The organism is Allosphingosinicella sp. (assembly GCF_046295735.1).
GTDB lineage: Bacteria > Pseudomonadota > Alphaproteobacteria > Sphingomonadales > Sphingomonadaceae > Allosphingosinicella.
In genome coordinates this window covers 87,546-111,272 of sequence record NZ_JBKBMQ010000013.1, presented here as the reverse complement: position 1 = coordinate 111,272, position 23,727 = coordinate 87,546, and the positions used below count along the sequence as shown (strand labels likewise).

Sequence of the window (23,727 nt, the reverse complement as noted above, 5' to 3'; positions counted from 1 at the left end):
CAACAAACTCAAGAACTGGCGGCGCATTGCCACCCGCTACGACAAGACGCGAGAGTCATATCTGGGCTTCGTCACCATCGCCTCCGTCAAACTCTGGCTACCCTTTGTCCACGAGGCCTAACATTCGCGTTTAACGCGTGGAAGCGACCGGCAGCCTACATTCCCGGATGCGCAATGATCAGGCGCTGAGGACCACAACCACGAGCAGAGCGGAGCTGACGTTCATTGCAGGCCATGCGAGACGGTTCAGCCGGTCTGATCGAGCAATCAGCGCTGACCAGTCGTATGTTGCGCCAACAGGGAAGGCGAAGATCAAGGCAGCGTTCGGCAGGATAATCGTCAACATGCCTCGGAGCGTATCGGCTCCAGCGTTAACGCCCACTTCCCACCCTCCAAGTACGTCGACCTGCCTCCCGGCTTGGTAGAAACCGCAACTCCACATCCTCGGATTGACCAAATTACCACGTGACCGGAACCAGACCATCTGCTTCCGGCACTTTCAGCCATCGACCACTGATGTTGAGCTCCCGATGCTCGTCATCTGGCTGCATGCACCCTCTTCAGCCCAAACAGCAATTTCAGATTGCGCTTGTCCGAGGCCTCAAGCGACCTTGCTGCGATCGTGACATGGGTCACGCTTCTGCTCCCCCCCGACCCCGCGCCGCGGAGCCGACGCCAGAAGGTTGCGAAGGCCGAGTTCGAGGGGGCCGGTGAGGACACCGTTGAAGACCGCGCCGATCGAGTTCCCCATCGCCCATCGGACCTGGGCCGGCAGCCGGCCAACGGACGGCAGGAACAGAACGACTTGGCTGCCAACCGGCACTGGTGCCTCACAATCGGCGAGAAAGCCCCCCCTTGATATGTTCGCCACCCTTGCCGGGACCTGGTCACCTGAAAAGGTACTGATCGTCGCCGGCAGATTAGAAGGCATCCTCGGATCACGCGGTATATAACTCGACGCCATCAGCATTCTCCCCCAGATGAGGATGCTATGCAGCTCCTGCGTTCACAAAGTTAAGCGCCGCTACGGGATTTCCGCTGTAGCCGGTGCTAGACAGGCGGCGCTGGAAACTTTGCGCCGCCTAAGGGACCGGTGCCTGCTGACCTCGCTGTCCGCCGGCGACCCCGTAGGCATCCACGATGGATGTCTAAGGTCATGGCCATCGGACGTGGAGCGTCCGCCTCTCCATCTACTCTGCTGAAACCAGACCGTGAGCTCCCGTCCACATTGAGCCATTCTGGGCAGACGAGGTCAAACCTTTAACGGCGCGGAACGGAAACTTCTCAATTGTCATACCAACACTGCTACGCGTTGCGTCCACAACCGAGCGGTGTAACCACCCCGCCGGATGCTCGCTCGCGAGCTGAAGTTCGACGCGAAACCGTGTGTCTTTCGACACGAAAATCACGCGCGAACTGACCGTTCGGGCCTGTTTCGGCTCCGACAAGGTAGCGATAACCGGCAGCAACGGCCCGACTTGTGCACGGATCCGGTTGCTCCGGACCCCGCAAGCGCCCTCAGCGGACGAAGGGGTCGATCGTCTGGATGGTGCCGTCCGGATTGTGGCGCAGCTCCGTCATCTTGATGTTCCGAAGGTGGGTGCGGTTCGAAAGCTGGGTGTCGTGATAGAAGAGGTACCAGCGGCCGCGAAACTCGGCGATTGAATGGTGGTTGGTCCAGCCTTGCACCGGTAGCAGCACCCGGCCGCGATAGGTGAAGGGTCCGTAGGGGGAATCGCCGGTCGCATAGACGATGTAGTGCGTGTCGCCGGTCGAGTAGCTGAGATAGTATCGGCCCTGATATTTGTGGACCCAGGCCGCCTCGAAGAAGCGCCGGTCCAGGTCGCCGCCCAGGATCGGGCGGCCCTGCTCGTCGAGGATCGTCACCTCGCGCGGCGCTTCGGCGAATTCGAGCATGTCGTCCCGCATTCTGGCGATGCGCGGCATGATCGCGGGCGCGTCGGGCCGCCCGAGATCGGTGTTGCCGGCGGCCGGATCGTAGCGCCCGCCGGTCCAGCGCTGGAGCTGCCCGCCCCAGATGCCGCCGAAATACATGTAGGTCGCCCCGTCGTCGTCGGTGAACATACCGGGATCGATGCTGTAGCTCCCGCGGATCGCCTCCGGCCGCGGCGTGAACGGCCCCTCCGGCCGGTCGGAGACGGCGACGCCGATGCGGAAGACGTCTTGATGGTCCTTGGCCGGGAAATAGAGATAGTAGCGCCCGTTCTTCCGGGCCGCGTCGGGCGCCCACATCTGCCGCCGCGCCCAGGGCACCTGGTCGACGTCGAGCGCGACCGGATGGACCGTCACCGGCCCGCCCACCCGGTCCATCGAAAGCACGCGATAGTCGCGCATCTCGAAATGGGAGCCGAGATCGTCCTCGACGGTGCTGCCGTCGATGTCGTGCGATCCGTAGATGTAGAGCCGGTCGTCGAACACCCGCGCGGAAGGATCGGCCGTGTAGATCTCGGTCACCAGCGGCTGCGAGAGATAGCGCAGCCCGTCTGGCGAACGCGGCTCGCCATGGGGCGCGGCGGCGCAGGCGGCGAGCTGCAGCGCCGCGGCGCCGGTTACCAGGATCGACAGGGCCTTCATCATCCTTCCTCTCCCCTTCCGTTTCAGACGAAGCGGTTGATCAGATTTTCAAGATATTCCTGGCGGCCCGACGGCGGGCGGCGGTCGGCGTCGTTCGTGGCGAGCGCATGGTCGGCCAGCTCCGCCAGGCTCATCCGGCCAAGCGCCTGGCGGCCGAAGTCGCCGCGCCAGCCGGCATAACGGTCCTCGACGAAGCGCCGCAGCCGCCCGTCCTCGATGATCGCGGCGGCGTTGAGCAGGGCTCTGGCCAGCACGTCGATCCCTCCGACATGGCCGTGGAAAAGGTCCTCGGCATCGACCGACTGGCGGCGCACCTTGGCGTCGAAATTGAAGCCGCCGCTGGTGAAGCCCCCCGCCTTCAATATCTCGATCAAGGCGAGCGTCAGGCCCGGAACGTCGTTCGGAAACTGATCGGTGTCCCAGCCATTTTGCGGATCGCCGCGATTGATGTCGACCGAGCCGAAGATGCCGAGCGCGGCGGCGGTGGCGATCTCATGTTCGAAGCTGTTGCCCGCCAGCGTCGCGTGATTGGCCTCGATGTTGACCTTCACCTCGTCGGTCAGGCCGTAGCGGGCGAGGAAGCCGTAGACCGTCGCCGTGTCGCGATCATATTGGTGCTTGGCCGGCTCGTGCGGCTTGGGTTCGATCAGGATCTGGCCGGTGAAGCCGATCTTGTGCTTGTGCTCGACGGCGAGGCTGAGGAATCGGCCGAGCTGGTCCAGCTCCTGCCGCATGTCGGTGTTGAGGATGGTGTCGTACCCCTCGCGCCCGCCCCACAGCACGTAGTTCGCGCCGCCCAGCCGGTGGGTGGTCTCCAGCATCTCGCGCACCTGGAAGGCGGCCCAGGCGAAGATGTCCGGATCGGGGCTGGTCGCACCGCCGGCCGCATAGCGCGGGTGGGAGAAGAGGTTGGCGGTGCCCCATAAGAGGCCGACCCTGGTCTCCTCCATCTTGCGCTGCATCCTGTCGGCGATGGCCGCGAGGCTTCGGCGATGCTCCGCAGGCGTGTCGGCGCTCGCCATCGCATCGACGTCGTGGAAACAGAAGAAGGGGACGCCGAGCCGCTCGAAGAAGTCGAACGCATTGTCGAGCTTGAGATCGGCGAGTTCCTGCGAGCAGGCCTGGCCCGGCTGCCACGGCCGCTGGAACGTTCCCGCGCCGAAGATGTCGTGGCCGGGCCAGGCGAAGCTGTGCCAATAGGCGACCGCCAGGCGAAGATGATCCTTCATGCTCTTGCCCAGCACCTGCCGGTCCGCGTCGTAGTAGCGGTAAACCAGCGGGTTGGGGCTGTCGGGCCCTTCATAGCGGATCGGATCGAAGTCGGCGAAGATGCGGTGGGTCATCATGGTTCCCGGAAAACAGGTTTGAGGGCGGCGTAGAGGGCACGGAAGCGCGGCTGGCGCTCCGCGAAATGGTCGATGAGACGCGGCTCGGGCTCGATCGTGGCGGTGACCGGCGGCGGCGCGCAGACCTCCTCCACGCGCGCCTCGCCCGATGCGATGCGCGCGAGCCGGGCCGCGCCGAACGCCGGCCCCACCTCCCCCGCCTCGCGGTAGACGAGCGGCCGATCGAGCGCGGCGGCGATCAGCCGGCCCCAGAATTGCGACCTGGATCCGCCGCCCACCATCGTGAAGGAGCGGATGTCGGAGCCGGTGCCCGCGATCACGTCGACGCCGTCGCGAAGCCCCATGGCGACGCCGTCCAGCACCGCGCGCGCCGCCGCCTCGCGGCCGGTGCCGGCGGTGAGGCCGAAGAAGACTCCGGTGGCGTAGGGATCGGCATGCGGCGTGCGCTCGCCGTTGAGATAGGGAAGGAAGATGGGGGCGCTCGCGTCCTCCGCGCGTTCGGCGGCGGCGAGCAGCTCGGGCACGTCGGCGAAACCGAGCAGCCCCGTCGCCCAGTCGAGACAGGCGGCGGCGCTCAGCATCACCGACATCTGGTGCCAGCGGCCGGGAAGCGCATGGCAGAAGGCGTGAAGGCCCTGCGCGGGCGCTGCGAGCAGGCGGTCGGTCGCGACGAAGGCGACGCCCGAGGTGCCGAGCGAGAGGAAAGCGTCGCCCTCGCCAATCACGCCCGCGCCGACGGCGGCGGCCGCATTGTCGCCCCCGCCGGCCGCGACGCGGACGGCCTCCATCCCCCAGGCTTCCGCCACGTCGCGGCGCAAGGTGCCGCTCACCTCGCTGCCCTCGAACAATTCCGGCATTGTCCGCTCGTCGAGGCCGGTCGCGGCCAGCATATCGGGCGACCAGCGCCGCGCGGCGACATCGAGCCAGAGCGTACCGCTCGCGTCCGACATGTCGCTCGCCTTGCCGCCGGTCATGCGGAGACGGACATAATCCTTCGGCAGCAGCACCGACCGGACGGCGGCGAACAGCTCCGGCTCGTGCCTGCGCACCCAGAGCAATTTTGGCGCGGTGAAACCCGCCATCGCGGCATTGCCGCTGATTTCGCGCGTGCGGGGCTCCGCCGCTTCGAGTTCCACGCATTCCGCGTCCGAGCGGCCGTCGTTCCAGAGAATGGCCGGGCGTAGCGGGCGGTCGTCGGCCCCGAGCAGGGTCGCGCCGTGCATCTGCCCGGCAAGGCCGATCGCCCGCACCTTGCGGCGCAGCGACGGATCGAGCGCGCGGACCGCATGGTCCACCGCCCGCCACCAGTCATAGGGGTCCTGCTCCGAAAAGAGCGGGCGCGGGCGGCTGATAGCGAGCGGCGGCGAGGAGGCCTGAGCGGCAAGCGTGCCGTCCTCTGCGAGGAGCACCGCCTTCACCGCCGACGTTCCGAGATCGATGCCGAGGTACATCAGCCGCCGTCCTCGTCCATGAAGCCGAAGCGGAAGATAGTGGTGGAGCGGAAGGTCTCGCCGGGACGCAGGACGGTGCTCGGGAAATCGGGTTGGTTGGGGCTGTCGGGCAGGTGCTGGGTCTCGAGCGCGATGCCTTCGTGCGGGCCGTAGACCCTGCCCTGCGCACCGACCCCACCATTGCCGAGCCAACCGCCGGTGTAGATGTGGATGCTCGGCTCGGTCGTCAGAACATCGAGCCGGCGCCCCGATGCCGGATCGGAGAGGGTTGCGGCCTGCGCCAGCCCGCCGTCACCGCCGAGGATCCAGCTGTGATTGAAGCCGCGGCGGCCCTCCATCTGCGGATGATCGGCGGATTGCTGCGCCCGGGTCGGGCGGGCGGAGGTGAAGTCGAAGGGCGTTCCCGCGACGGGGTTGAAGCGCCCGGTGGGGATGCCGCCCTCGTTCGTTTCCGCATAGCTGTCGGCCGCGATCTCGAGGAGGTGGTCGAGCACCGTCCCGGAGCCCGCGCCCGCCAGATTGAAATAGCCGTGGCTGGTGAGATTAAGGACGGTCGGCGCGTCCGTTCGCGCCTCAAAGTCGATTCGCAACTCGTTCGAGGGGAGGAGCGTGTAAGTCACCTCCACCTCCAGTTCGCCGGGGAAGCCCTGCTCGCCCGCCGGGCTGACATAGCGCAGCACGGCGCCCGCTGCGCCGTCTTGCTCGAACGGCCGCACCTCCCACAGGCGCTTCTCGAAGCCGGCCGAGCCGCCATGAAGGGCGTGGGGGCCATCATTGGCCGAGAGCCTGTATTCGCGCCCGTCGAGCGTGAAACGCGCGTCGGCGATCCGGCCCGCATAGCGGCCGACCAGAGCGCCGAAATAGTCGCCGTTGCGGTGCGCATAGTCGTCGAGATCCGCAAAGCCGAGCGCGACATTCTCCACCCGCCCGTCGCGGTCGGGAACCTCGATGGCGGTGATGATCCCGCCATAATTTAGGAAACGGACGACCATGCCGCGCGCATTCCGAAGGCTGAATTCCCGCACCGCCTCGCCTTCAGCCGTCACGCCATAGGCGCGCGCTTCGACAGGCAAGGGCTGCGACGCCGCAGGCGTGGCGACGCCGAGAGCGAGAGCGACGAAGAACCGGCCGAATTGCCGCATGATTTCTTCCTCCTCGATCAGCGCGGCGGGCGCGCGAGCTGTTCCCGGGTCCGCTCACGCGCCGGCGCGCCGCCGGCCCGCACGGCTCGGGACCGCGCCGCGCAAGGCATCGGCGATGGCGGCGCGGAGCGGCTTCGGCTGGAAGTCCGCATCATAGGGCGCCACGCGCTTCGGCAGCCCATCTGGGCGCACCCAGCGGTCCTGCAGCCAGGAATAGCGGTCGGTCATCCCCCAGACCAGGATGTCGCCCATCTGCGGATAGCTCAGCATCAGGTCGAGATAGGCGCGCGCATAATCGGCGACCGCCCGATCCCGGGTGGGAACGTCCGCCGGCAGGCCCTTGTCGTGCACGTCGAACTCCGTGATGACGAGATCGTAGCCCATCCCCACCACTTCGTCGATGAACCGGCGCCAGGCCTGCTCCTGCGCGGCGCCAAAACCGATCGAGTCGTCGCTGTTCTCGGTGCCGATGTGCGATTGAACGCCGAGCGCGTCGACCGGCACGCCGCGCCGGCGAAAGCCCTCCAGCAGCCGCAGCACGCCGGTGCGATGGACCTCGTTCCACGGTTCCCAGGCCATATAGTCGTTGTAGACGAGCTGGGCGTGGGGCGCGGTTTCGCGGGCGGTGCGGAAGGCAAGATCCACAACCGCCTCGGCGCTGCCCATCGCACGCGAGAAAGCGGTCTCCCGCATGTCGCCGCGCCAATTGTGCACCGCTTCGTTGACCACGTCGTAGGAATAGATGCGGGTGCCGTAGCGGCGGCACACCGTCGCGACATGCTCCCGGATCATCCGTTCGGCCTCCGCCGCCGGGCGCGCGCCGAAATCGTAGGACGCGACCCAGTTCGGAAACCAGTCGGGATGATGCCACAGCAGGGTGTGGCCGCGCATCGCCAGCCCATGTTCCTCCGCGAAGGCGAGGATGCTGTCGGGCGCTCCGAAATCGAACGAAGTCGGCGACGGCCTGATCGAACTCCATTTGAGCTCGTTCTCGTGGACCAGGGCGCCGCATTCCGCCACCAGCAGGGCACGGTAACGCGGATCGGCGAAGGAGCCGGTGATCGTCCCAGCGCTCCCGCCCCCGACCGAGGACCCGAAGCGCCGGCCGGAGCGGCGCGCAATCGTGTCGAGACCTGCGGCCGAGGTATCGGGGAAGGCGGTGGCGCAGGCGCTGAGTGCCAGGCCCCCGGCCATTGCAAGTCCTTGCCTGCGTGTGATTTCCATCCTGATCTCCGCTACGTGATAGCGTTAACATAGCCAAGCGGGTAAGAGTCAACCGCGAACTGATCTTTGAGGTAGACGGAGGAAAAAAGAGCACCGCCGGCGGGGCGTCGGTGCTCCAGGTCACCCCATGGGCGGGATCAGAATGTCGCGCGGATGATGGCGGTGAAGCGCCGGTCGTTGATGAACCACGAACGCGGTCCCCGGAAGATACCGCTCTGCTCCGAAGCGTCGATCACCTGGCTGGTGCGCGTCACCTCGTTGAGCAGGTTCACGCCCTGCACACCCACCCGGATCTGCGGCGTGATCGAATAGAAGATCGACGCGTCGAGCTGTCCGGAGGCTTCGTTGTAGACCGGCGCGAACGGCACGATCACGTCGCGCACCGTCAGCAGGAAGCGCGACCGCCAGGAATAAGCGGCGCGGATCGACAGCGGTCCTTGTTCAAAGAAAGGCGTGAAGTTGATCGAATGTTTGGAAAGCCCCTGGAGCGGCAGCAACCCCGTGTCGACCCGCGACACCGTGCCCGCCGCCACGTCCGGATCGGTTTCCGACAATGTGCTTTGCGGCACGCCGCTGGAATCCACGTAGGTGTAGGTGGCGTTGAGGCCGAGGCCGCGCAGCGGACCGGGCAGGAAGGTGAAGGTCTGCTGATAGGCGATTTCGAAGCCGCGGACCTTGCCCGATTCCTCGGCATTCACCGGCGTGGTCACGATCGCGTCGAACGTCGCGCCGTTGTTGGTGAAAGGCCGGCGCTCGGTGCCGTTGGTCAGCACGCCGGTCAGCTTCTTGTAGAAAGCGGCGAAGGTGAGCTGACCGACATCCGCGAAATACCATTCGACCGATGCATCGAAATTGCTCGATTCGATCGGCCGCAGGAACGGATTTCCGACGGTGGCGCGGGCGATCGGGCGGCCGCCGCCGCTGCGGATGCTTTCCTCGTCCGTCGACAGGGCGAGATTGTAGAAGTTGCGGGTCAGCCCGAATTCCGGCGCCGCGATGCCGTTGTACCAGGCGAAGCGCAGCTGGACCCCGCCCCCCAACTCGGCCTTGAGATTGAGGCTGGGCAGGAAATAATCGTAGTTGAGCCGCGCCTGGCTGGGAATGGAGGCGCCGCTCGCCCATTGCCGCGCCTGCTGGCGCACGTCGGCCGGGAGACGGCAGAAGGGCGTGGGTGTGATCTCCTCGCCCGTTTCCGGGTTCTGCCGGATCGCGCATTGCGCGTCCGACTGGAAGGTCTGTTGCTGGAAGACTTGGAGACCGCTGGCGAGCCGGGTCGTGCCCGTCCATCTCACGCCGAAATTGCCGCTGAGGCGGACGCCGTTCGCGAGGCTGTTGCCGAAGCGGACCATCATGTAGGTCGCGTTGTTGGTTTCCTTGACCGGGTTGATCTCGCCCGGCTGAAACGGCCCCTCGGTGACGCCGCAGCGCAGCGCGAGCGGCACCCAGTTCTGCGGGCAGCCGTCCGCCCCCAGCCGCGCGCGCCACTCGTCGCCGACGCGCAGCGCGAAGTCTGACGCCTCCTGATAATTCTGCGCCGGGCTGCCAGAGTAGAACCAGCGGCTCTGGCCCAATAGGGGATTGGGGGCCTTGCCGCGCAGGAAATTGTCGAACGGCACGAGCTCGGCCTGGGCCGATCCGGGAGCGCCGCCCGCCGTGTCCGGACTGCCGTCGATCGGTTCGTCGAGCCAGACCGGGCCGCCGGCGCCCCAGATCTCGCTCAGCACGCCCCAATTGTACTGCGAGAAGCGGGCGACGTTGTTGCGCTCGGCGATGCGGTAGCCCATCCGGATCGAGGTCAGCCAGCTCTCCTCGGGAAAGCTGTAATCGCCGTCGATCCGGAACGCGTTCTGCTTGCCCTCGCTCTGCTCGATATGATCCATCGCCGCGCGGAAGAAGCTGTTGTACGGATCCTCGAAGCTGGTGTGGCCGGGGCCGAAATAGGTCGGCGGGATGCCCGCAGCGCCAAGGTCGTTGCACGGGCTGTTCTGCGCCGGGCCCACACACACTTCGGGCGGCCGGAACTCGATCGTCGGGATGCGGCCCGCGGACATGTCGAAGAACACGTTCTGGAAGCTCGACGTCCAGATGCCCATGTCGAGATTGTCGACCTTGGAATCGACGTGCTGATAGTCGAAATTGAAGGTCAGACGTTCATTTGCGTCCCATTTGATGTTGGCGCCGTAATCGGTGGTGACGAAGCGCTGGTCGACCGAGCGGCGCTGGTTGTTGCTCTGCAGTCCGAAGACGGGCGTGCGCAGCTGCGGATTGCCGCCCCAGGCGGTCTGCTGGTCGTCGCGCCAGCCGGTCGGGCCGGTGATGACGCCGCGTTCGAACAGGCCGCTGTCGCCGAATTCCAGACGCGTGCCGGGTACGGCGCGGGAATCGCCCTGGTCGGTGACGACGTCGGTCGCGATCTCGATCGCATTCTCGGTCCAGGCCTGGCGCGAGTCCGAGCGCAGGAACTGCAAGGTCGCAAGCACGTCGCGGTTGGGGCTCCGCCACTGCGCCGCGGCGCCATAGCCGTAACGCTCGCGGTTGAACTCCTGCGAGCGCATCGCGGCGCCGCGTGGCAGATAGACGTCGCGCACGGCCGTCGCGCCCGCCGCCGGGATGACGTCGCCGTTCGAATAGAGCGTGCGCTCGCCATAATTGGAGATTTGAAGACCGTCCGCCCGCGACTTGAGCTGGGAATAGACGAAGTTGCCGAGGATGCCGAACTCGCCGATGTTCGTGTCCCAGCGGTTGCTCGCGAACAGCGAAACCGTGGGGCTCCATTCTCGCGCGAAATCGCCCCAGCTGCCTTCCACCGATCCGGAGACGACGAAGCCCTGGCTGTCGAACGGAACGCGGGTGCGCAGGTTCACGGTACCGGCGATGCCGCCCTCGATCATGTCGGCCGACGGGCTCTTGAACACATCGACGCCGCCCATGAGCTCGGCCGGAACGTCGGCGAAGCTCAGCCCGCGGCCGTTATTGGCGGTGAAGGTGTTGCGGCCGTTCAATTCGCTACGCACGGAAGGAAGGCAGCGCACGACGACGCCGTTTCTTGCGGCAGAGAGGTGGTCTGGGTCGTGCCCGCCCGCGAAGCGGTTGATGGCGACGCCCGGGACGCGCTGCAGCGCCTCCGTGACGCTGCGGTCCGGGAGCGCGCCGATATCCTCGGCCGAGATGGAGTCGACCACCACGTCGGCTTGGCGCTTGATCTCCTGGGCGCTGCGCAGGCTCTGGCGGATGCCGGTCACGACGATGGAATCGGCGCCCTCGGCCGGGTCGGCGGTGGGCACCGTTTCGTCCGCGCCGGCGGTGCCGGGCCGGGGCGTCGTGGCGGGCGGCGTCTGCTGCGCCATTGCCGGATTGGCCGCCGCCAGGCCGCACAATGCCAGCACGGACGCGCCGCAGTTCAGCCACGCGTGAAAGGCGGCACTACCTTTGAAGGATTGCCCCATCGCTTCCTCTCCATGTTAGCGCTAACAGTTGACCTGGCGCTTCTTTTTGTTAGCCACGAGGTAATCGAGATTCGCAGCAGAAATCAAGCTCCCAGGATCAGAGCAAAATAAGGGGCTTTTCCGCGGCGGTGCCGGCTACGGCGCGCAGAACGCTCGACGATGTTAGCGTACAACAAGCGCGGCATCGCACCGGAGGGAGGAACTGTGTTGGAAGGCCGCCTCAGGACCATCCTCATCGTTGGGGGAGGCACCGCCGGCTGGATGACCGCGGCCGCCTTGGCGCGCAAGCTCGCTGGCACCGGGATCGGCATCAGGCTGGTCGAATCGGCGGAGATCGGAACGGTCGGCGTCGGCGAGGCGACCGTCCCCCACATCCGCTTCTTCAACGCTACGCTCGGCATCGACGAGGCCGATTTCATGGCCCGCACGCAGGCGACCTTCAAGCTGGGCATCGAATTCCGCAACTGGGCGCGGCGCGGCGATTCCTACATCCACCCGTTCGGCGCCTACGGGACGGAAATCGGCGGCCTCCCCTTCCATCATCATTGGCTGAGAATGCGCGCGGCCGGCCTCGATCACGACATCGAGGATTATTCGCTGCCCATCCAAGCGGCGCGGCGCGACCGGTTCGACCATCCCGCCGACGACCCGCAGTCGCTCTTCTCGACCTTCTCCTACGCCTATCAGTTCGATGCCGGCCTCTATGCGGGCTATCTGCGCGGCTACGCCGAACGCCTTGGCGTCGAACGAATTGAAGGCAAGGTCGTCGATGTCGAGCTCGGCGGCGAGGACGGCTTCGTGCGATCCGTCACCCTCGACCGCGGGCTTCGGCTGGAGGCGGACCTGTTCGTCGATTGCTCCGGCTTTCGCGGCCTCCTCATCGAACAGGCGCTGCACGCCGGCTATGAGGAATGGACGCAATGGCTGCCCTGCGACCGCGCGATCGCCCTCCCCTGCCCCAGCGACGGGCCGCTGACGCCCTACACCCGCGCCACGGCCCGCGAGGCCGGTTGGATCTGGCGCATCCCGCTCCAGCACCGCGTCGGCAACGGACATGTCTATTCGAGCGCCTTCCTGAGCGACGAGGAGGCGGAGCGTGCGCTCGTCGAGCAGCTCGAAAGTCCGCCGATGGCCGCCCCCAACCGGCTGCGCTTCACCACGGGCAAGAGGCGCCGGCAATGGATCGGCAACTGCGTCGCGGTCGGACTCTCGGCGGGGTTCCTGGAGCCGCTGGAATCGACCAGCATCCACCTCATCCAGCTTGCCATCGGGCGGCTGATCGATCTGCTTCCGGTCCAGGGGTGGGAGCCGCTCGACGCCGACGAATTCAACCGGCTGATGGACGTCGAATATGAGCGGATCCGCGATTTCCTGATCCTTCATTATCACGCCACCGAACGCGACGACACGCCGTTCTGGACCCATTGCCGGACGATGAAGGTGCCCGACTCGCTCGCCTGGAAAATGAAACTGTTCCGCGAGCGCGGCCATGTCGCCACCTACCGCGACGGCATGTTCCTGGAGCCGAGCTGGATTGCCGTCTATCTCGGCCAACGCGTAATGCCGCGCCGGCACCACCCGCTGGCTGAGGCGCTTCCGGAGGAGGATTTGCGCGAACGGATGCGCCGGATGCGCGAGGCGTGCCGCGCCGCGGCCGAGCGAATGCCGGCGCACGACGCTTTCCTGAAGATTCTGGCGCCCCAGCCGGCGCGGGCGGCGGGCTGAATGCAGGAGCATCCCCACACGCGGGAAATCGTGATCGTCGGCGCGGGTGCGGCCGGCGCCATGGCCGGCGCCGCGCTGGCCCGCACCCTGCCGCGCGGGCGCTACTCTATCCGGATCGTTTCAACAGCGGACGACGCGGACCCTTTCGATTGCGCTGCGGCGTCGCTTCCCGCGCTCTCCGCTTTTCACGATCGGATCGGCATCGACGAGGATGCGCTGCTTGCCGAGGCCGGCGGCGCATTCAGTCTCGGCACCGCCTTCACCGGGTGGTCGACTCCGGGCCGCACCTATTTCCTGCCGTTCGGCGACACCGGGGCGCCGCTCGGCTCGGTCGCCTTTCATCATCTCGCCGCGCGGCTGCGCGCCGCTGGCCGGCCGGTACGCCTCGCCGATCATTCGCTCGCAGCGATCACGGCGCAGGCGGGCCGCTTCGCCCGCCCCGCCGGCGACCCGCGCTCGCCCCTGTCGACGCTTGCTTACGGGCTCCACTTGCCGCGGGCGGCCTATGCGCGCTTCCTGATCGCCCGCGCCCTCGGTGACGGCGCGGAGCTGACGGGCGCGCGCTTCGCGGGCGCCGAACTCGCGGCCGACGGACGCATCGCCGCGGTCCGGCTCGACAGCGGTGAGCGCGTGGCCGGCGACCTGTTCCTGGATTGCTCCGGGCCTGCCGGCCTGCTGATCGGCGGCGCGCTCGGCACCGGCTTCGAAAGCTGGCGCCGCTGGCTGCCCTGCACCCGCACGCTCGAGCTGATCGCGCAAGCCACGACCCCGCCCGCGCCTTATGCCCACGTCGAGGCGCTGTCCGGCGGCTGGCGGCGCACGGTTCCGCTCAGGGAAAGGACGGGCCATCTGCTTGCCTGGTCGGGAGAGATGGACGCGCCCATGGCGGCGGAGCTGAGGCGCGGCGCGGGACGCATCGTCGCCGAGCGCGAGACCGCGATCGAACCTGGCCGCCGCGCGGCGCCTTGGACCCGCAACTGCATCGCGCTCGGAGCCGCCGCGGCCGTGCTGGAGCCGCTCGGCGGCATCGGCCTCCACCTCGTCCACTCGGCGCTTGCGCGGCTGGTCTCGTTGTTCCCTCGGGACGGCGACGCCCCGCTCGAGGCCGCCGAATATAACCGCCAGACGATCGAGGAGATGGAGCGCGCGCGCGACTTTGTCATCCTGCGCTACAAGACCAACGGCCGCGTCGGCGAACCATTGTGGGACCAATGCCGCGCGATGGATGTACCCGAGCCGCTCGCCCGCAAGATCGTGCTCTACCAAAGCCGCGGCCGCGTGCCGATGTATGACGGGGAGACGTTCGACCGGCCCGACTGGATCGCCACGCTCGACGAACACGGCGTGCGGCCGCGCCGCTACGACCCGCTCGCCGATGCGATCCCCGCCGTGCAGGTCGAGCGGCACGTCGCCCGCCTTCGCGAGCTAATCCTCGGCGCCGTCGCCACCTTGCCCTCGCACGCGGATTATCTGCGGCGTCACGTCGGGGCCGGGAAGGTAACAGGATGAGCGGTCCTGGGCCGATCCGCAAGGTCGTGATCGTCGGAGGCGGCACCGCCGGCTGGATGGCCGCGGCCGCTTTGGCGCGCCTGCGCCGCAACAGGGTCACGGAGATCGAACTGGTCGAATCCGACGAGATTGGGACGATCGGCGTCGGCGAGGCCACGATCCCGCCGATCCGCACCTTCAACGCCATGCTGGGCATCGACGAGAACGATTTTGTCGCGCGCACCCAGGGCAGCTTCAAGCTCGGCATCGAGTTCGTGAACTGGACGCGGATCGGGCACCGCTACATGCACGCCTTCGGAAGCTTCGGGGCGGACCTGGAAGCCATCAAGTTCCACCAGTTCTGGCTGCGCTACCGAGGCGAGCCGGGGATCGGCGGGATCGAGGATTACAATCTGTGCGCCGTGGCGGCCCGCCTCGGCCGCTTCCAGCCGCCGGCCTCCGACCCGCGCTCCGTTTTGTCCACTCTCAACCACGCGTATCATTTCGACGCCCATCTCTACGCCCTGTATCTGCGCGCTTATGCGGAGGCGCGGGGCGTACGCCGGAGCGAAGGCAAGGTGGTCAACATCGCGTTGCGCGGCGAGGACGGGTTCATCGAAGCGGTGGTGCTGAAGGACGGGCGGCGCGTCGCGGGCGACCTGTTCATCGACTGCTCCGGCTTCCGGGGCCTGCTGATCGAGGAGGCGCTCCACACCGGCTATGAGGAATGGACGCGCTGGCTCCCCTGTGACCGCGCCGTCGCCCTTCCTTCAGCTTCGGCGGGCGCCCCCCTCCCCTATACCCGTGCGACCGCGCGCGCCGCCGGGTGGCATTGGCGCATTCCGCTCCAGCACCGGACCGGAAACGGCTACGTCTACTCGAGCGCCTTCATCGGCGACGAGGAAGCCGCGTCGGACGTGCTCGCCAACGTCGAAGGCGCGGCCCTCGCCGAGCCGCGGGTGATCCGCTTCACCACCGGCCGCCGCCGCAAGGTGTGGAACCGCAACTGCGTCGCGCTCGGCCTCGCCTCCGGTTTCATGGAGCCGCTCGAATCGACCAGCATCCATCTCGTGCAGGCGGGCATCTCCAAGCTCCTCGCTTTGTTCCCGGACCGCGGCTTCGATCCGGTTCTGGCGGCCGAATATAACCGCCTCACAATGATCCAGCTGGAGCAGATCAGGGACTTCCTCATTCTCCATTACAAGGCGACCGAGCGAGAGGATTCGCCCTTCTGGCGCCACTGCGGCGCGATGGACATACCGGACAGCCTTTCGCGCAAGATTGAGCTGTTCCGCGCCCAGGGACGGCTGTTCCGCCATGAGGACGAGCTGTTCGCCGAAGCGAGTTGGCTCGCGGTGCTGCTTGGCCAAGGGGTCGAACCGCGGGCGGCTGACCCGCTCGTCGAGACGGTCGATCCCGCGCAGGTCCGGCACATTATGAGCCGGATGGCCGCCCACATTCGCCAGGCCGCCGAGTCGATGCCGCGGCACGCCGACCATATCGCCCGCAACTGCGCCGCGCCGGGCGCGCCAAACCCCTCAGCGCCCGTCGCGGCGCGAGCTTCAGGAGCATGACGTGACCGACAATCGCATTCGCAGCATCGCCATCATCGGCGGCGGGTCCGCGGGGTGGATGACGGCGGCGACGCTCGCCCGGCTACTCGGCCCCTCCTACGCCTCGATCACGCTCGTCGAATCCGACGAGATCGGCATCATCGGCGTCGGCGAGGCGACCATTCCGCAGATGGCGACCTTCAACCGTATGCTGGGCATCGACGAGGACGAGTTCGTCCGCGAGACCAAGGGCAGCTTCAAGCTCGGCATCCAGTTCGTGAACTGGGGGCGGCAGGGCCACGTCTATTTCCATCCGTTCGGCGGCTACGGCCTCAATATGGAGGGCGTGTCCTTTCACGCTTTCTGGCTGCGTCTGCACCAGGCGGGCCTCGCGTCCTCGATCGACGACTGGTCGCTGCAGGCGACCGCCAGCAAGCGCGACAAGTTCATGCGGCAGATCGATGCCGGCAATTCGCCTTTGTCCAACATCGCCTATGCCTATCATTTCGACGCCGGCCTTTACGCCCGCTATCTGCGCCGCTTCTCCGAGCAGCGCGGCGTCGTCCGCCAGGAAGGCAAGGTCGTCGACGTGTCGGTGCGCGGCGAGGACGGCTTCATCGAGGCCGTGACCCTGCAGGACGGCCGGCGCATCGAAGCGGACCTGTTCATCGACTGCTCGGGCTTCCGCGGCCTTCTCATCGAACAGACGCTGAAGACCGGCTATGTCGAATGGTCGCACTGGCTGCCCTGCAACCGGGCGGTCGCGGTGCCATGCGAAAGCGTCCAGGACATCGCGCCCTATACCCGCTCCACGGCCCGCAAGGCCGGCTGGCAGTGGCGGATTCCGCTGCAGCACCGCATCGGTAACGGCCATGTCTTTTCCAGCCACTATATCAGCGACGAAGAAGCGATCGACACTCTGATGTCGAACCTCGATGGCCGGCCGCTCGCCGAGCCGCGCATCGTTCCCTTCCAGACCGGCCACCGCAGGAAGTTCTGGGTCAAGAATTGCGTCGCGATCGGCCTTGCCTCCGGCTTCATGGAGCCGCTCGAATCGACCAGCATCTGGCTGATCCAGAGCGGCATCTCGCGGCTGATGGCGATGTTCCCGGACCGCAGCTTCGCGCCGCCGGACATCGAGCGCTACAACCGCGTGCTGCTCGGCGAATATGAGCAGATCCGCGACTTCCTCATCCTCCACTACAAGGCGACGGAGCGGGACGATTCCCCCTTTTGGGATTATTGCCGGAATATGGAGATTCCCGAGGGGCTCCAGGAGAAGATCCGCATTTTCGAAAGCTACGGCCGCAACTTTCGCGAGAATGAGGAGCTGTTCAACGATACGAGCTGGTTCGCGGTCATGCACGGCCAGGGGATGCGCCCGCGCGGCTACGATCCCGTCGCCGACATATTGAGCCTGGAGGAGACCAAAGCGCGGCTCGACCATATCCGCGGCGCGGTGATGAAATCGGCCGATTACATGCCCAGCCACAAGGAGTACCTCGCCCGGCATTGCGCGTCCGAGGAGCTTGCCGCCGCTTACCTGCCCGTGGCGCGCCGGGCATGAGGAGGGACATGGCGAAGGCGGCCCTCGCGATGGCCGCGCTGCTGCTCGGAACCGCCGCCGGGGCCGTTCCGCCCGTGGCCACGTTCGACTGGTTCCACTACGAGGGCGCCGACCCGCTGCCCGAAGGCGCCGAACTCCGGCCGGGAGACTATCGCAACCCCGTCCTCGCCGGCTTCTACCCGGACCCGAGCATCACCCGGGTCGGCGAGGATTATTATCTCGTCACCTCCACCTTCGGCTATTTTCCGGGCCTGCCGGTGTTCCGCAGCCGCGATCTCGTCAACTGGACGCAGATCGGCAATGCGATCGACCGTCCGGACCAGCTCGATTTCACCGGCCTCGGCCTTTCGCGCGGCGTGTTCGCCCCGGCGATCGAGGCGCATGACGGCATATTCTACATCGCCAACACATGCGTCGATTGCGGCGGCAATTTCCTGATCATGGCCACCGATCCGGCCGGCCCCTGGTCCGATCCCGTCTGGCTGCCGGATCTCGAAGGCGGCATCGATCCCTCGCTCTTCTTCGACGAGGATGGCCGCGCCTGGATACTGAACAACGGCCCGCCGCCGGGCGAGCCGCTCTACGAAGGCCATCGGGCCATCTGGATCCAGGAATATGATGTCGCCGTCAAACGCACGATCGGCCCGCGCACGCTGCTGGTGAACGGCGGCGTCGACATCAGCCAGAAGCCGATCTGGATCGAAGGCCCGCACATCTACAAGGTGGGCGGCCTCTATTATCTGACGGCGGCGGAAGGCGGCACCGCGGAAGGCCATTCGCAGGTCGTGCTGCGCAGCGCCAACGTAACCGGACCCTACGAACCATATTCCGGCAATCCGATCCTCACCCAGCGCGACCTCCCGCGCGACCGGCCGCTTCCGATCACCTCCGCCGGACATGCCGATTTGGTCCGGACGCCGCTAGGCGAATGGTGGGCGACCTTCTTGGCCGTCCGGCCCTATGAGGGCGATCTCTACAACACCGGCCGCGAAGTCTTCCTGATGCCGGTGCGCTGGGAGAATGGCTGGCCGCGGATCACGGGGCCCGGCGAGACGATCCCTTATGTCCACCCCCGGCCCAACCTCCCGCGCGGAGAGGCGGCCGTGCCGACGACCGGGCCGTTCAGCCTGCGCGAGGAATTCGACGCGCCACGGCTCCCCTTCCATTGGATGATGGTCCGCAATCCGGGCGAGGTTTGGCATCGGACGGGCGGCGGCAGGCTTGAGCTCGACGCGAGACCGGTCCGCCTCGGCGACATGGGCAATCCGTCCTTCCTCGCGCGGCGCCAGCAGCATCTCAATGCCGCGGCCGAGACGATCGTGCGCTTCGACCCGGCCCGAGACGGCGATCTCGCCGGCCTCGCCGCCTTCCAGAGCGACGACTATTGGTACCTCATCGCCGTTGGCCAGGAGGGCGGGCGCCGGGTGGTGACGCTTCGCCGCCGCGCGGATCCGTCCGATCCGGTCGGCGGCGTGCCGATCGCTGCGGCACCGGTTGCGGACGGCGTACCGGTGCGGTTGCGTATCGCCGCGCGCGGCGCCGATTACGACTTTCTCTACGGCGCCGATGACGGCGAGTGGCGGGAACTCGCCACCGGACTGGACGGCCGCATTCTGAGCACGCGCGTCGCAGGCGGTTTCGTCGGTGCTGTCTTCGGCCTTCACGCTTATTCATCCGCAAGCCCCGCCGGCGAAACGGCGGTCGGGATCCGGCTGAACCAAGTGGGCTTCCTGCCAGGACCGGCCAAGCGCGCGGTCGTGCCGCACCGATCGACCGTGCCGCTCCCCTGGCGGCTGACCGACGCCGGGGGCGCAACCATTGCCGAGGGGCACACCGAGGTGATCGGCCCCGACGGCTATTCGGGCGAGCATGTTCATCTCGTCGACTTCGGCGCCTTCACCGGCACGGGGGACGGCTTCCGCCTGGTGGTGGACGGGGCGCGGAGCCGTCCGTTCGCGGTCCGTCCGGACCTCTACGACGGGCTGCCGCGCGATGCCCTCGCCTATTTCTACCACAATCGCAGCGGCATTCCGATCGAGGCCCGCTTCGTCGGCGAGCGATGGGCACGGCCCGCCGGCCATCCGGTGGAGCGCGTCACCTGCTTTGCGGGCGAGGACCAGAACGGCAATATCTGGCCAAGTTGCGGCCATGTGCTCGACGTCAGCCGCGGCTGGTACGATGCCGGCGACCACGGCAAATATGTGGTGAATGGCGGCATCTCGCTGTGGACGCTGCTCAACGCCTATGAGCGTCGGCAGCACCACAACCGCCCCGAACTGTTTCCGGACGGGAGCGCGGCCATTCCCGAGGCCGGCAACGGCGTCAACGATCTGCTCGACGAGGCGCGCTGGCAGCTCGACTTCATGCTTGCCATGCAGGTGCCCGAAGGCACGCGAATGCGCCTTCCCGTCGGCATTCGCCAAGGCGGATCGAACCTCCCCTTCACCGAAATCGACGTGTCGGGCATGGCCCACCACAAGATCGCCGACGAAAAATGGACCGGCCTGCCGCTCGCCCCGCACGAGGACCAGCAGCCGCGCTTCCTCTATCCGCCGAGCACCGCGGCCACGCTGAACCTCGCCGCCACCGCCGCGCAGTGCGCACGCGTCTGGCGCGGCATCGACGACGCCTTCGCCGCCCGCTGCCTCGCCGCCGCCGAACGCGCCTTCGCGGCCGCGCGGCGCAACCCGGAGATCTTCGCCATCGGCAATTTCGACGGCAGCGGCGGCTATGGGGACCCGGAGTTGAGCGACGAGTTCCACTGGGCCGCGGCCGAGCTGTTCGTAACGACCGGAAACGCGGGCTACGAAGCCGTTCTGCGCGCCTCCCCGCATTTCTCCGCTGCGGTCGCGCCGGAGCCGGGCTGGCCGGGCACCGCGACGCTCGGCACCATCTCGCTCGCTCTGGTCCCCAACCGTCTCGCCGCCGGCGACCTGCAGGCGGTGCGCGTGCGGCTGACGGCCGCGGCGGATGCCTGGATCGCCGAGAGGGAACGGGTCGGCTACCGCATTCCTTATGCGCCCGAAGGCTATCCCTGGGGATCCAATTCGAGCGTCCTCAACCGCGCCATGATCCTGGCGCTGGTTCACGATTTCACCGGCGCGCCCCGTTATCGCGACGCGGTGGTGGACTCCATGGATTACATCCTCGGCCGCAACCCGCTCGACGTGTCCTATGTCAGCGGCTGGGGCGCGCGGCCGATGCGGCATCCGCATCACCGCTTCTGGGCGCACAGCCTCGACCCGGCCTATCCTCCACCGCCGCCCGGCGCGCTGTCCGGCGGGCCCAACAACACCAACATGTCGGACGATATCGCGCGCACCATGCGCGGGACCTGCCATCCGCAAACCTGCTGGGTCGACCATATCGACGCGTTCAGCATGAACGAGGTGGCGATCAACTGGAACGCCCCGCTCCTGTGGGTCGCGGCCTGGCTGACGGAGCGGGACTGACCCGGAGCGGGCCGGAGGGCGCGTTGCAAAGAAGGAGCCTTGCGCCTAGTCAGCGGGCGATGGAGGACCAGCAGTGAGCCGGCGACGCCGCGGAAGCATCACGATCCAGGACGTGGCGCGCGCGGCCGGCGTGTCGGCGATGACGGTCTCGCGGGTGATGAACGGCGAGCGCAACGTGCGCGAAAGCACGCGTGCGGCGGTGCGCGAAGCGATCGATCGCCTCAATTATTCTCCCAACACGGCCGCCCGCAGCCTGGCCGCCGGCGAAGCCACCCATATCGGCCTGCTCTACGCCAATCCGAGCGCAGCCTATCTCAGCCAGTTCCTGGTGGGCGCGCTCGCCGGCGCGCGCCGGGCCGGCTGCCACCTCGTGCTCGAAGCCTGCGAATCCGAAACGGCGGACGGTCAGGCGGAAGCGACCCGCGGCTTCGTGCAGTCGGGCGTCGACGGCGTGATCCTGCCGCCGCCCCTGTCCGAATCGCTGCCGGTCCATGCCGAACTCGCGGCCGCCGAGACGCCGGTCGTCACCGTTGCCATGGGCATGCCCCCGGCGGGGCGGCTCAACGTCCGCATCGACGATTTCGAAGCGGCCCGGGAAATGACGCGCCATCTCCTCGATCTCGGCCACCGCAACATCGGCTTCATCCTTGGCCACCCCAACCATGTCGCCACCGGCGAGCGCATGCGCGGCTTCTGCGTGGCGCTGGAGGAGGCAGGCCTGGATCCGGCCGGGGCACCAACCGAGCAAGGCTATTTCACCTACCGCTCCGGCCTGGTGGCGGCCGAACGGCTGCTCGCCCGCACGCCCTGTCCGACGGCGATCTTCGCCAGCAACGACGACATGGCCGCCGCCGCCGTCAATGTCGCGCACCGAAAGGGCCTCGACGTGCCGCGCGACGTCAGCATCGTCGGCTTCGACGACACCTCGCCCGCCACCACGGTCTGGCCGGAACTTACCACCGTGCGCCAGCCGATCGCCGCCATGGCGGAGGCGGCGCTCGATCTGCTGCTCGCGAACATCCGCTCCGCCCGCTCCCCCGGCGCCCCGGCCGATACCGAACGCGTGCTGGAGCATGAGCTGGTGCTGCGGGAATCGAGCGCTCCGCCGCCGTCGCCGCCCGCCAGGAGCCGCAAGACCGCCGCATCCTCATCCCGCTTGCGCCAGTCCGCGACCTCGCCATAACGGTAAAAAACCTTTCGACAGCCTGAGCGGGGGGCGTTACCGCTACCACAACGACAAGAGCCTCGCCATGAGTCGGGGCCGTTCAGGAGGGGTGGAATGACGGAGGCGAGCCCGGAACGGGCGAATATGGGCTTCATCGCCTTGATCGTGTTCGTAGCGACGATCGGCGGCTTTCTCTTCGGTTTCGACAGCGGCGTCATCAACGGCACGGTCGACGGTTTGCAGCAGGCGTTCGACTCGACCGCGATCGGCACCGGGTTCAACGTCGCCTCGATGCTGCTCGGCTGCGCGATCGGGGCGTTCATCGCCGGGCGGTTGTCCGACATCATGGGCCGCCGCAACGTGCTCCTGGTCGCGGCCGTCTTCTTCATCGTCAGCGCCTGGGGGAGCGGCATCGCCACCTCCTCGCCCGAATTCGTCTTCTACCGCTTCCTGGGCGGCATGGCGGTCGGCGCGGCGAGCGTGCTGGCGCCGGCCTATATCAGCGAAGTGACGCCGGCGTCCTTGCGCGGGCGGATGTCGAGCATCCAGCAGGTGATGATCATCACCGGCCTGACCGCCGCCTTCCTGTCCAACTATCTGCTCGCCGGAACCGCGGGCGGATCCACGCGCGAATTCTGGCTCGGCTATGAAGCGTGGCGCTGGATGTTCTGGATCGAACTCATCCCCGCGACGCTGTTCCTGGTCGCGCTGCTGCTGATCCCGGAGAGCCCGCGCTATCTCGTGCTGAAGCGGCGCCGGGAGAAGGCGGAGCGGGTGCTGACCCAGTTGTTCGGCACCGAGGTGGCGCGGCGCAAGGTCGTGGAGATCAGCGAGTCGATCGCCAAGGACCACCAGCCCCGCCTGTCGGACCTCATCGACCGCGGGTCGGGCCGGGTGCGGCCGATCGTCTGGGCCGGCATTGGGCTCGCCGTGTTCCAGCAGCTCGTCGGCATCAACGTCGTCTTCTACTACGGCGCGGTGCTGTGGCAGTCGGTCGGCTTCACGGAAAACGACGCGCTGCTGATCAACGTCGTGTCGGGCGCGCTGTCGATCCTCGCCTGCCTCGCCGCGATCGCGCTCATCGACAGAATCGGCCGCCGGCCGCTGCTGCTGATCGGCTCGGCAGGTATGGCGGTGACGCTGGGGCTGATGGCGGCGGCCTTTCTGACCGGGGCGATCGGGCCGGGCGGCACGCTCGTGATGAGCGACGCCGCGGGAACTCTCGCGCTGGTCAGCGCCAACATCTACGTCATCTTCTTCAACTTCAGCTGGGGCCCGGTGATGTGGGTGATGCTGGGCGAGATGTTCCCGAACCAGATCCGCGGCTCCGGCCTCGCGGTGAGCGGCTTCGCGCAATGGTTCTCGAACTTCGGGATCACCATGACCTTCCCGATCATGCTCGCGACGATCGGCCTCACCGGCGCCTACGGCTTCTATGCCCTGAGCGCGCTGGTGTCCTTCTTCTTCGTCCGCGCCATGGTCCACGAGACCCGCGGGCGCGAGCTGGAGGAAATGCCCGGCTGAGCCGCGGCGGCGAACGAACGGGAGGGCGCGGTCGCCGGTGCGGCCGCGC

The 23,727-nt window shown here is 67.4% G+C and carries 15 protein-coding genes; 7 read left to right on the top strand and 8 right to left on the bottom strand.

Features of this window, described 5'->3' with window-relative positions:
• Window positions 1–178: 178 nt before the first annotated feature.
• From ACK4K7_RS12995 to ACK4K7_RS12960, 8 genes are all read right to left on the bottom strand, one after another.
• On the bottom strand, window positions 179–346 hold the full coding sequence (locus ACK4K7_RS12995; RefSeq protein ID WP_431866603.1) for a hypothetical protein: 168 nt from the start codon (window positions 344–346) through the stop codon (window positions 179–181).
• A 255-nt stretch (window positions 347–601) separates the two neighbouring features.
• The gene (locus ACK4K7_RS12990) at window positions 602–931 is read right to left on the bottom strand and encodes a PilZ domain-containing protein (RefSeq protein ID WP_431866611.1); all 330 of its coding nucleotides are present in this window, start codon (window positions 929–931) and stop codon (window positions 602–604) included.
• A gap of 587 nt (window positions 932–1,518) precedes the next feature.
• Window positions 1,519–2,598 carry a glycoside hydrolase family 43 protein gene (locus ACK4K7_RS12985; protein WP_431866601.1) on the bottom strand — a complete coding sequence of 360 codons (1,080 nt, stop codon included), beginning with the start codon at window positions 2,596–2,598 and terminating at the stop codon, window positions 1,519–1,521.
• Between the two features lie 20 nt (window positions 2,599–2,618).
• Window positions 2,619–3,938 (bottom strand): xylose isomerase, encoded by a 1,320-nt coding sequence (gene xylA, locus ACK4K7_RS12980; RefSeq protein ID WP_431866609.1) that lies wholly within the window; start codon window positions 3,936–3,938, stop codon window positions 2,619–2,621.
• Window positions 3,938–5,392, bottom strand: a complete 1,455-nt coding sequence (gene xylB, locus ACK4K7_RS12975) for a xylulokinase (RefSeq protein WP_431866600.1) — start codon at window positions 5,390–5,392, stop codon at window positions 3,938–3,940. The genes xylA and xylB overlap by 1 nt, the downstream gene beginning before the upstream one ends.
• The gene (locus tag ACK4K7_RS12970) at window positions 5,392–6,534 is read right to left on the bottom strand and encodes an aldose epimerase family protein (RefSeq protein WP_431866598.1); all 1,143 of its coding nucleotides are present in this window, start codon (window positions 6,532–6,534) and stop codon (window positions 5,392–5,394) included. Before ACK4K7_RS12970 ends, xylB begins: the two co-directional genes overlap by 1 nt.
• A gap of 54 nt (window positions 6,535–6,588) precedes the next feature.
• The gene (locus tag ACK4K7_RS12965; protein ID WP_431866596.1) at window positions 6,589–7,728 is read right to left on the bottom strand and encodes an endo-1,4-beta-xylanase; all 1,140 of its coding nucleotides are present in this window, start codon (window positions 7,726–7,728) and stop codon (window positions 6,589–6,591) included.
• A gap of 167 nt (window positions 7,729–7,895) precedes the next feature.
• On the bottom strand, window positions 7,896–11,204 hold the full coding sequence (locus tag ACK4K7_RS12960; protein WP_431866595.1) for a TonB-dependent receptor: 3,309 nt from the start codon (window positions 11,202–11,204) through the stop codon (window positions 7,896–7,898).
• Window positions 11,205–11,363: 159 nt separating this feature from the next.
• On the opposite strand from ACK4K7_RS12960, the gene ACK4K7_RS12955 reads away from it, so the two are divergent.
• From ACK4K7_RS12955 to ACK4K7_RS12925, 7 genes are all read left to right on the top strand, one after another.
• Window positions 11,364–12,929 carry a tryptophan halogenase family protein gene (locus ACK4K7_RS12955; RefSeq protein ID WP_431866593.1) on the top strand — a complete coding sequence of 522 codons (1,566 nt, stop codon included), beginning with the start codon at window positions 11,364–11,366 and terminating at the stop codon, window positions 12,927–12,929.
• Complete coding sequence (locus ACK4K7_RS12950; RefSeq protein WP_431866592.1) at window positions 12,930–14,438, top strand: tryptophan halogenase family protein; 1,509 nt, start codon at window positions 12,930–12,932, stop codon at window positions 14,436–14,438.
• Window positions 14,435–15,991 (top strand): tryptophan halogenase family protein, encoded by a 1,557-nt coding sequence (locus tag ACK4K7_RS12945; RefSeq protein WP_431866591.1) that lies wholly within the window; start codon window positions 14,435–14,437, stop codon window positions 15,989–15,991. The genes ACK4K7_RS12950 and ACK4K7_RS12945 overlap by 4 nt, the downstream gene beginning before the upstream one ends.
• 1 nt (window position 15,992) lies before the next feature.
• On the top strand, window positions 15,993–17,537 hold the full coding sequence (locus tag ACK4K7_RS12940) for a tryptophan halogenase family protein (protein ID WP_431866590.1): 1,545 nt from the start codon (window positions 15,993–15,995) through the stop codon (window positions 17,535–17,537).
• Between the two features lie 8 nt (window positions 17,538–17,545).
• The gene (locus ACK4K7_RS12935; protein ID WP_431866589.1) at window positions 17,546–20,989 is read left to right on the top strand and encodes a family 43 glycosylhydrolase; all 3,444 of its coding nucleotides are present in this window, start codon (window positions 17,546–17,548) and stop codon (window positions 20,987–20,989) included.
• Between the two features lie 73 nt (window positions 20,990–21,062).
• Window positions 21,063–22,172: a LacI family DNA-binding transcriptional regulator gene (locus tag ACK4K7_RS12930; RefSeq protein WP_431866587.1), complete on the top strand. Its 1,110-nt coding sequence runs from the start codon at window positions 21,063–21,065 to the stop codon at window positions 22,170–22,172.
• Window positions 22,173–22,268: 96 nt separating this feature from the next.
• Window positions 22,269–23,678 (top strand): sugar porter family MFS transporter, encoded by a 1,410-nt coding sequence (locus tag ACK4K7_RS12925; RefSeq protein ID WP_431866586.1) that lies wholly within the window; start codon window positions 22,269–22,271, stop codon window positions 23,676–23,678.
• Window positions 23,679–23,727: the final 49 nt, after the last annotated feature.

What these genes read in the sequence shown, in the direction of transcription:
- ACK4K7_RS12995 (WP_431866603.1), bottom strand. Translation starts at nt 346, where the DNA reads ATGTTGACGATTATCCTGCCGAACGCTGCCTTGATCTTCGCCTTCCCT.
- ACK4K7_RS12965 (WP_431866596.1), bottom strand. Translation starts at nt 7,728, where the DNA reads ATGGCCGGGGGCCTGGCACTCAGCGCCTGCGCCACCGCCTTCCCCGAT.
- xylA (WP_431866609.1), bottom strand. Translation starts at nt 3,938, where the DNA reads ATGACCCACCGCATCTTCGCCGACTTCGATCCGATCCGCTATGAAGGG.
- ACK4K7_RS12955 (WP_431866593.1), top strand. Translation starts at nt 11,364, where the DNA reads ATGTTAGCGTACAACAAGCGCGGCATCGCACCGGAGGGAGGAACTGTG.
- ACK4K7_RS12935 (WP_431866589.1), top strand. Translation starts at nt 17,546, where the DNA reads ATGGCGAAGGCGGCCCTCGCGATGGCCGCGCTGCTGCTCGGAACCGCC.
- ACK4K7_RS12960 (WP_431866595.1), bottom strand. Translation starts at nt 11,204, where the DNA reads ATGGGGCAATCCTTCAAAGGTAGTGCCGCCTTTCACGCGTGGCTGAAC.
- xylB (WP_431866600.1), bottom strand. Translation starts at nt 5,392, where the DNA reads ATGTACCTCGGCATCGATCTCGGAACGTCGGCGGTGAAGGCGGTGCTC.
- ACK4K7_RS12970 (WP_431866598.1), bottom strand. Translation starts at nt 6,534, where the DNA reads ATGCGGCAATTCGGCCGGTTCTTCGTCGCTCTCGCTCTCGGCGTCGCC.
- ACK4K7_RS12990 (WP_431866611.1), bottom strand. Translation starts at nt 931, where the DNA reads ATGCCTTCTAATCTGCCGGCGACGATCAGTACCTTTTCAGGTGACCAG.
- ACK4K7_RS12985 (WP_431866601.1), bottom strand. Translation starts at nt 2,598, where the DNA reads ATGATGAAGGCCCTGTCGATCCTGGTAACCGGCGCCGCGGCGCTGCAG.
- ACK4K7_RS12925 (WP_431866586.1), top strand. Translation starts at nt 22,269, where the DNA reads ATGACGGAGGCGAGCCCGGAACGGGCGAATATGGGCTTCATCGCCTTG.
- ACK4K7_RS12945 (WP_431866591.1), top strand. Translation starts at nt 14,435, where the DNA reads ATGAGCGGTCCTGGGCCGATCCGCAAGGTCGTGATCGTCGGAGGCGGC.
- ACK4K7_RS12950 (WP_431866592.1), top strand. Translation starts at nt 12,930, where the DNA reads ATGCAGGAGCATCCCCACACGCGGGAAATCGTGATCGTCGGCGCGGGT.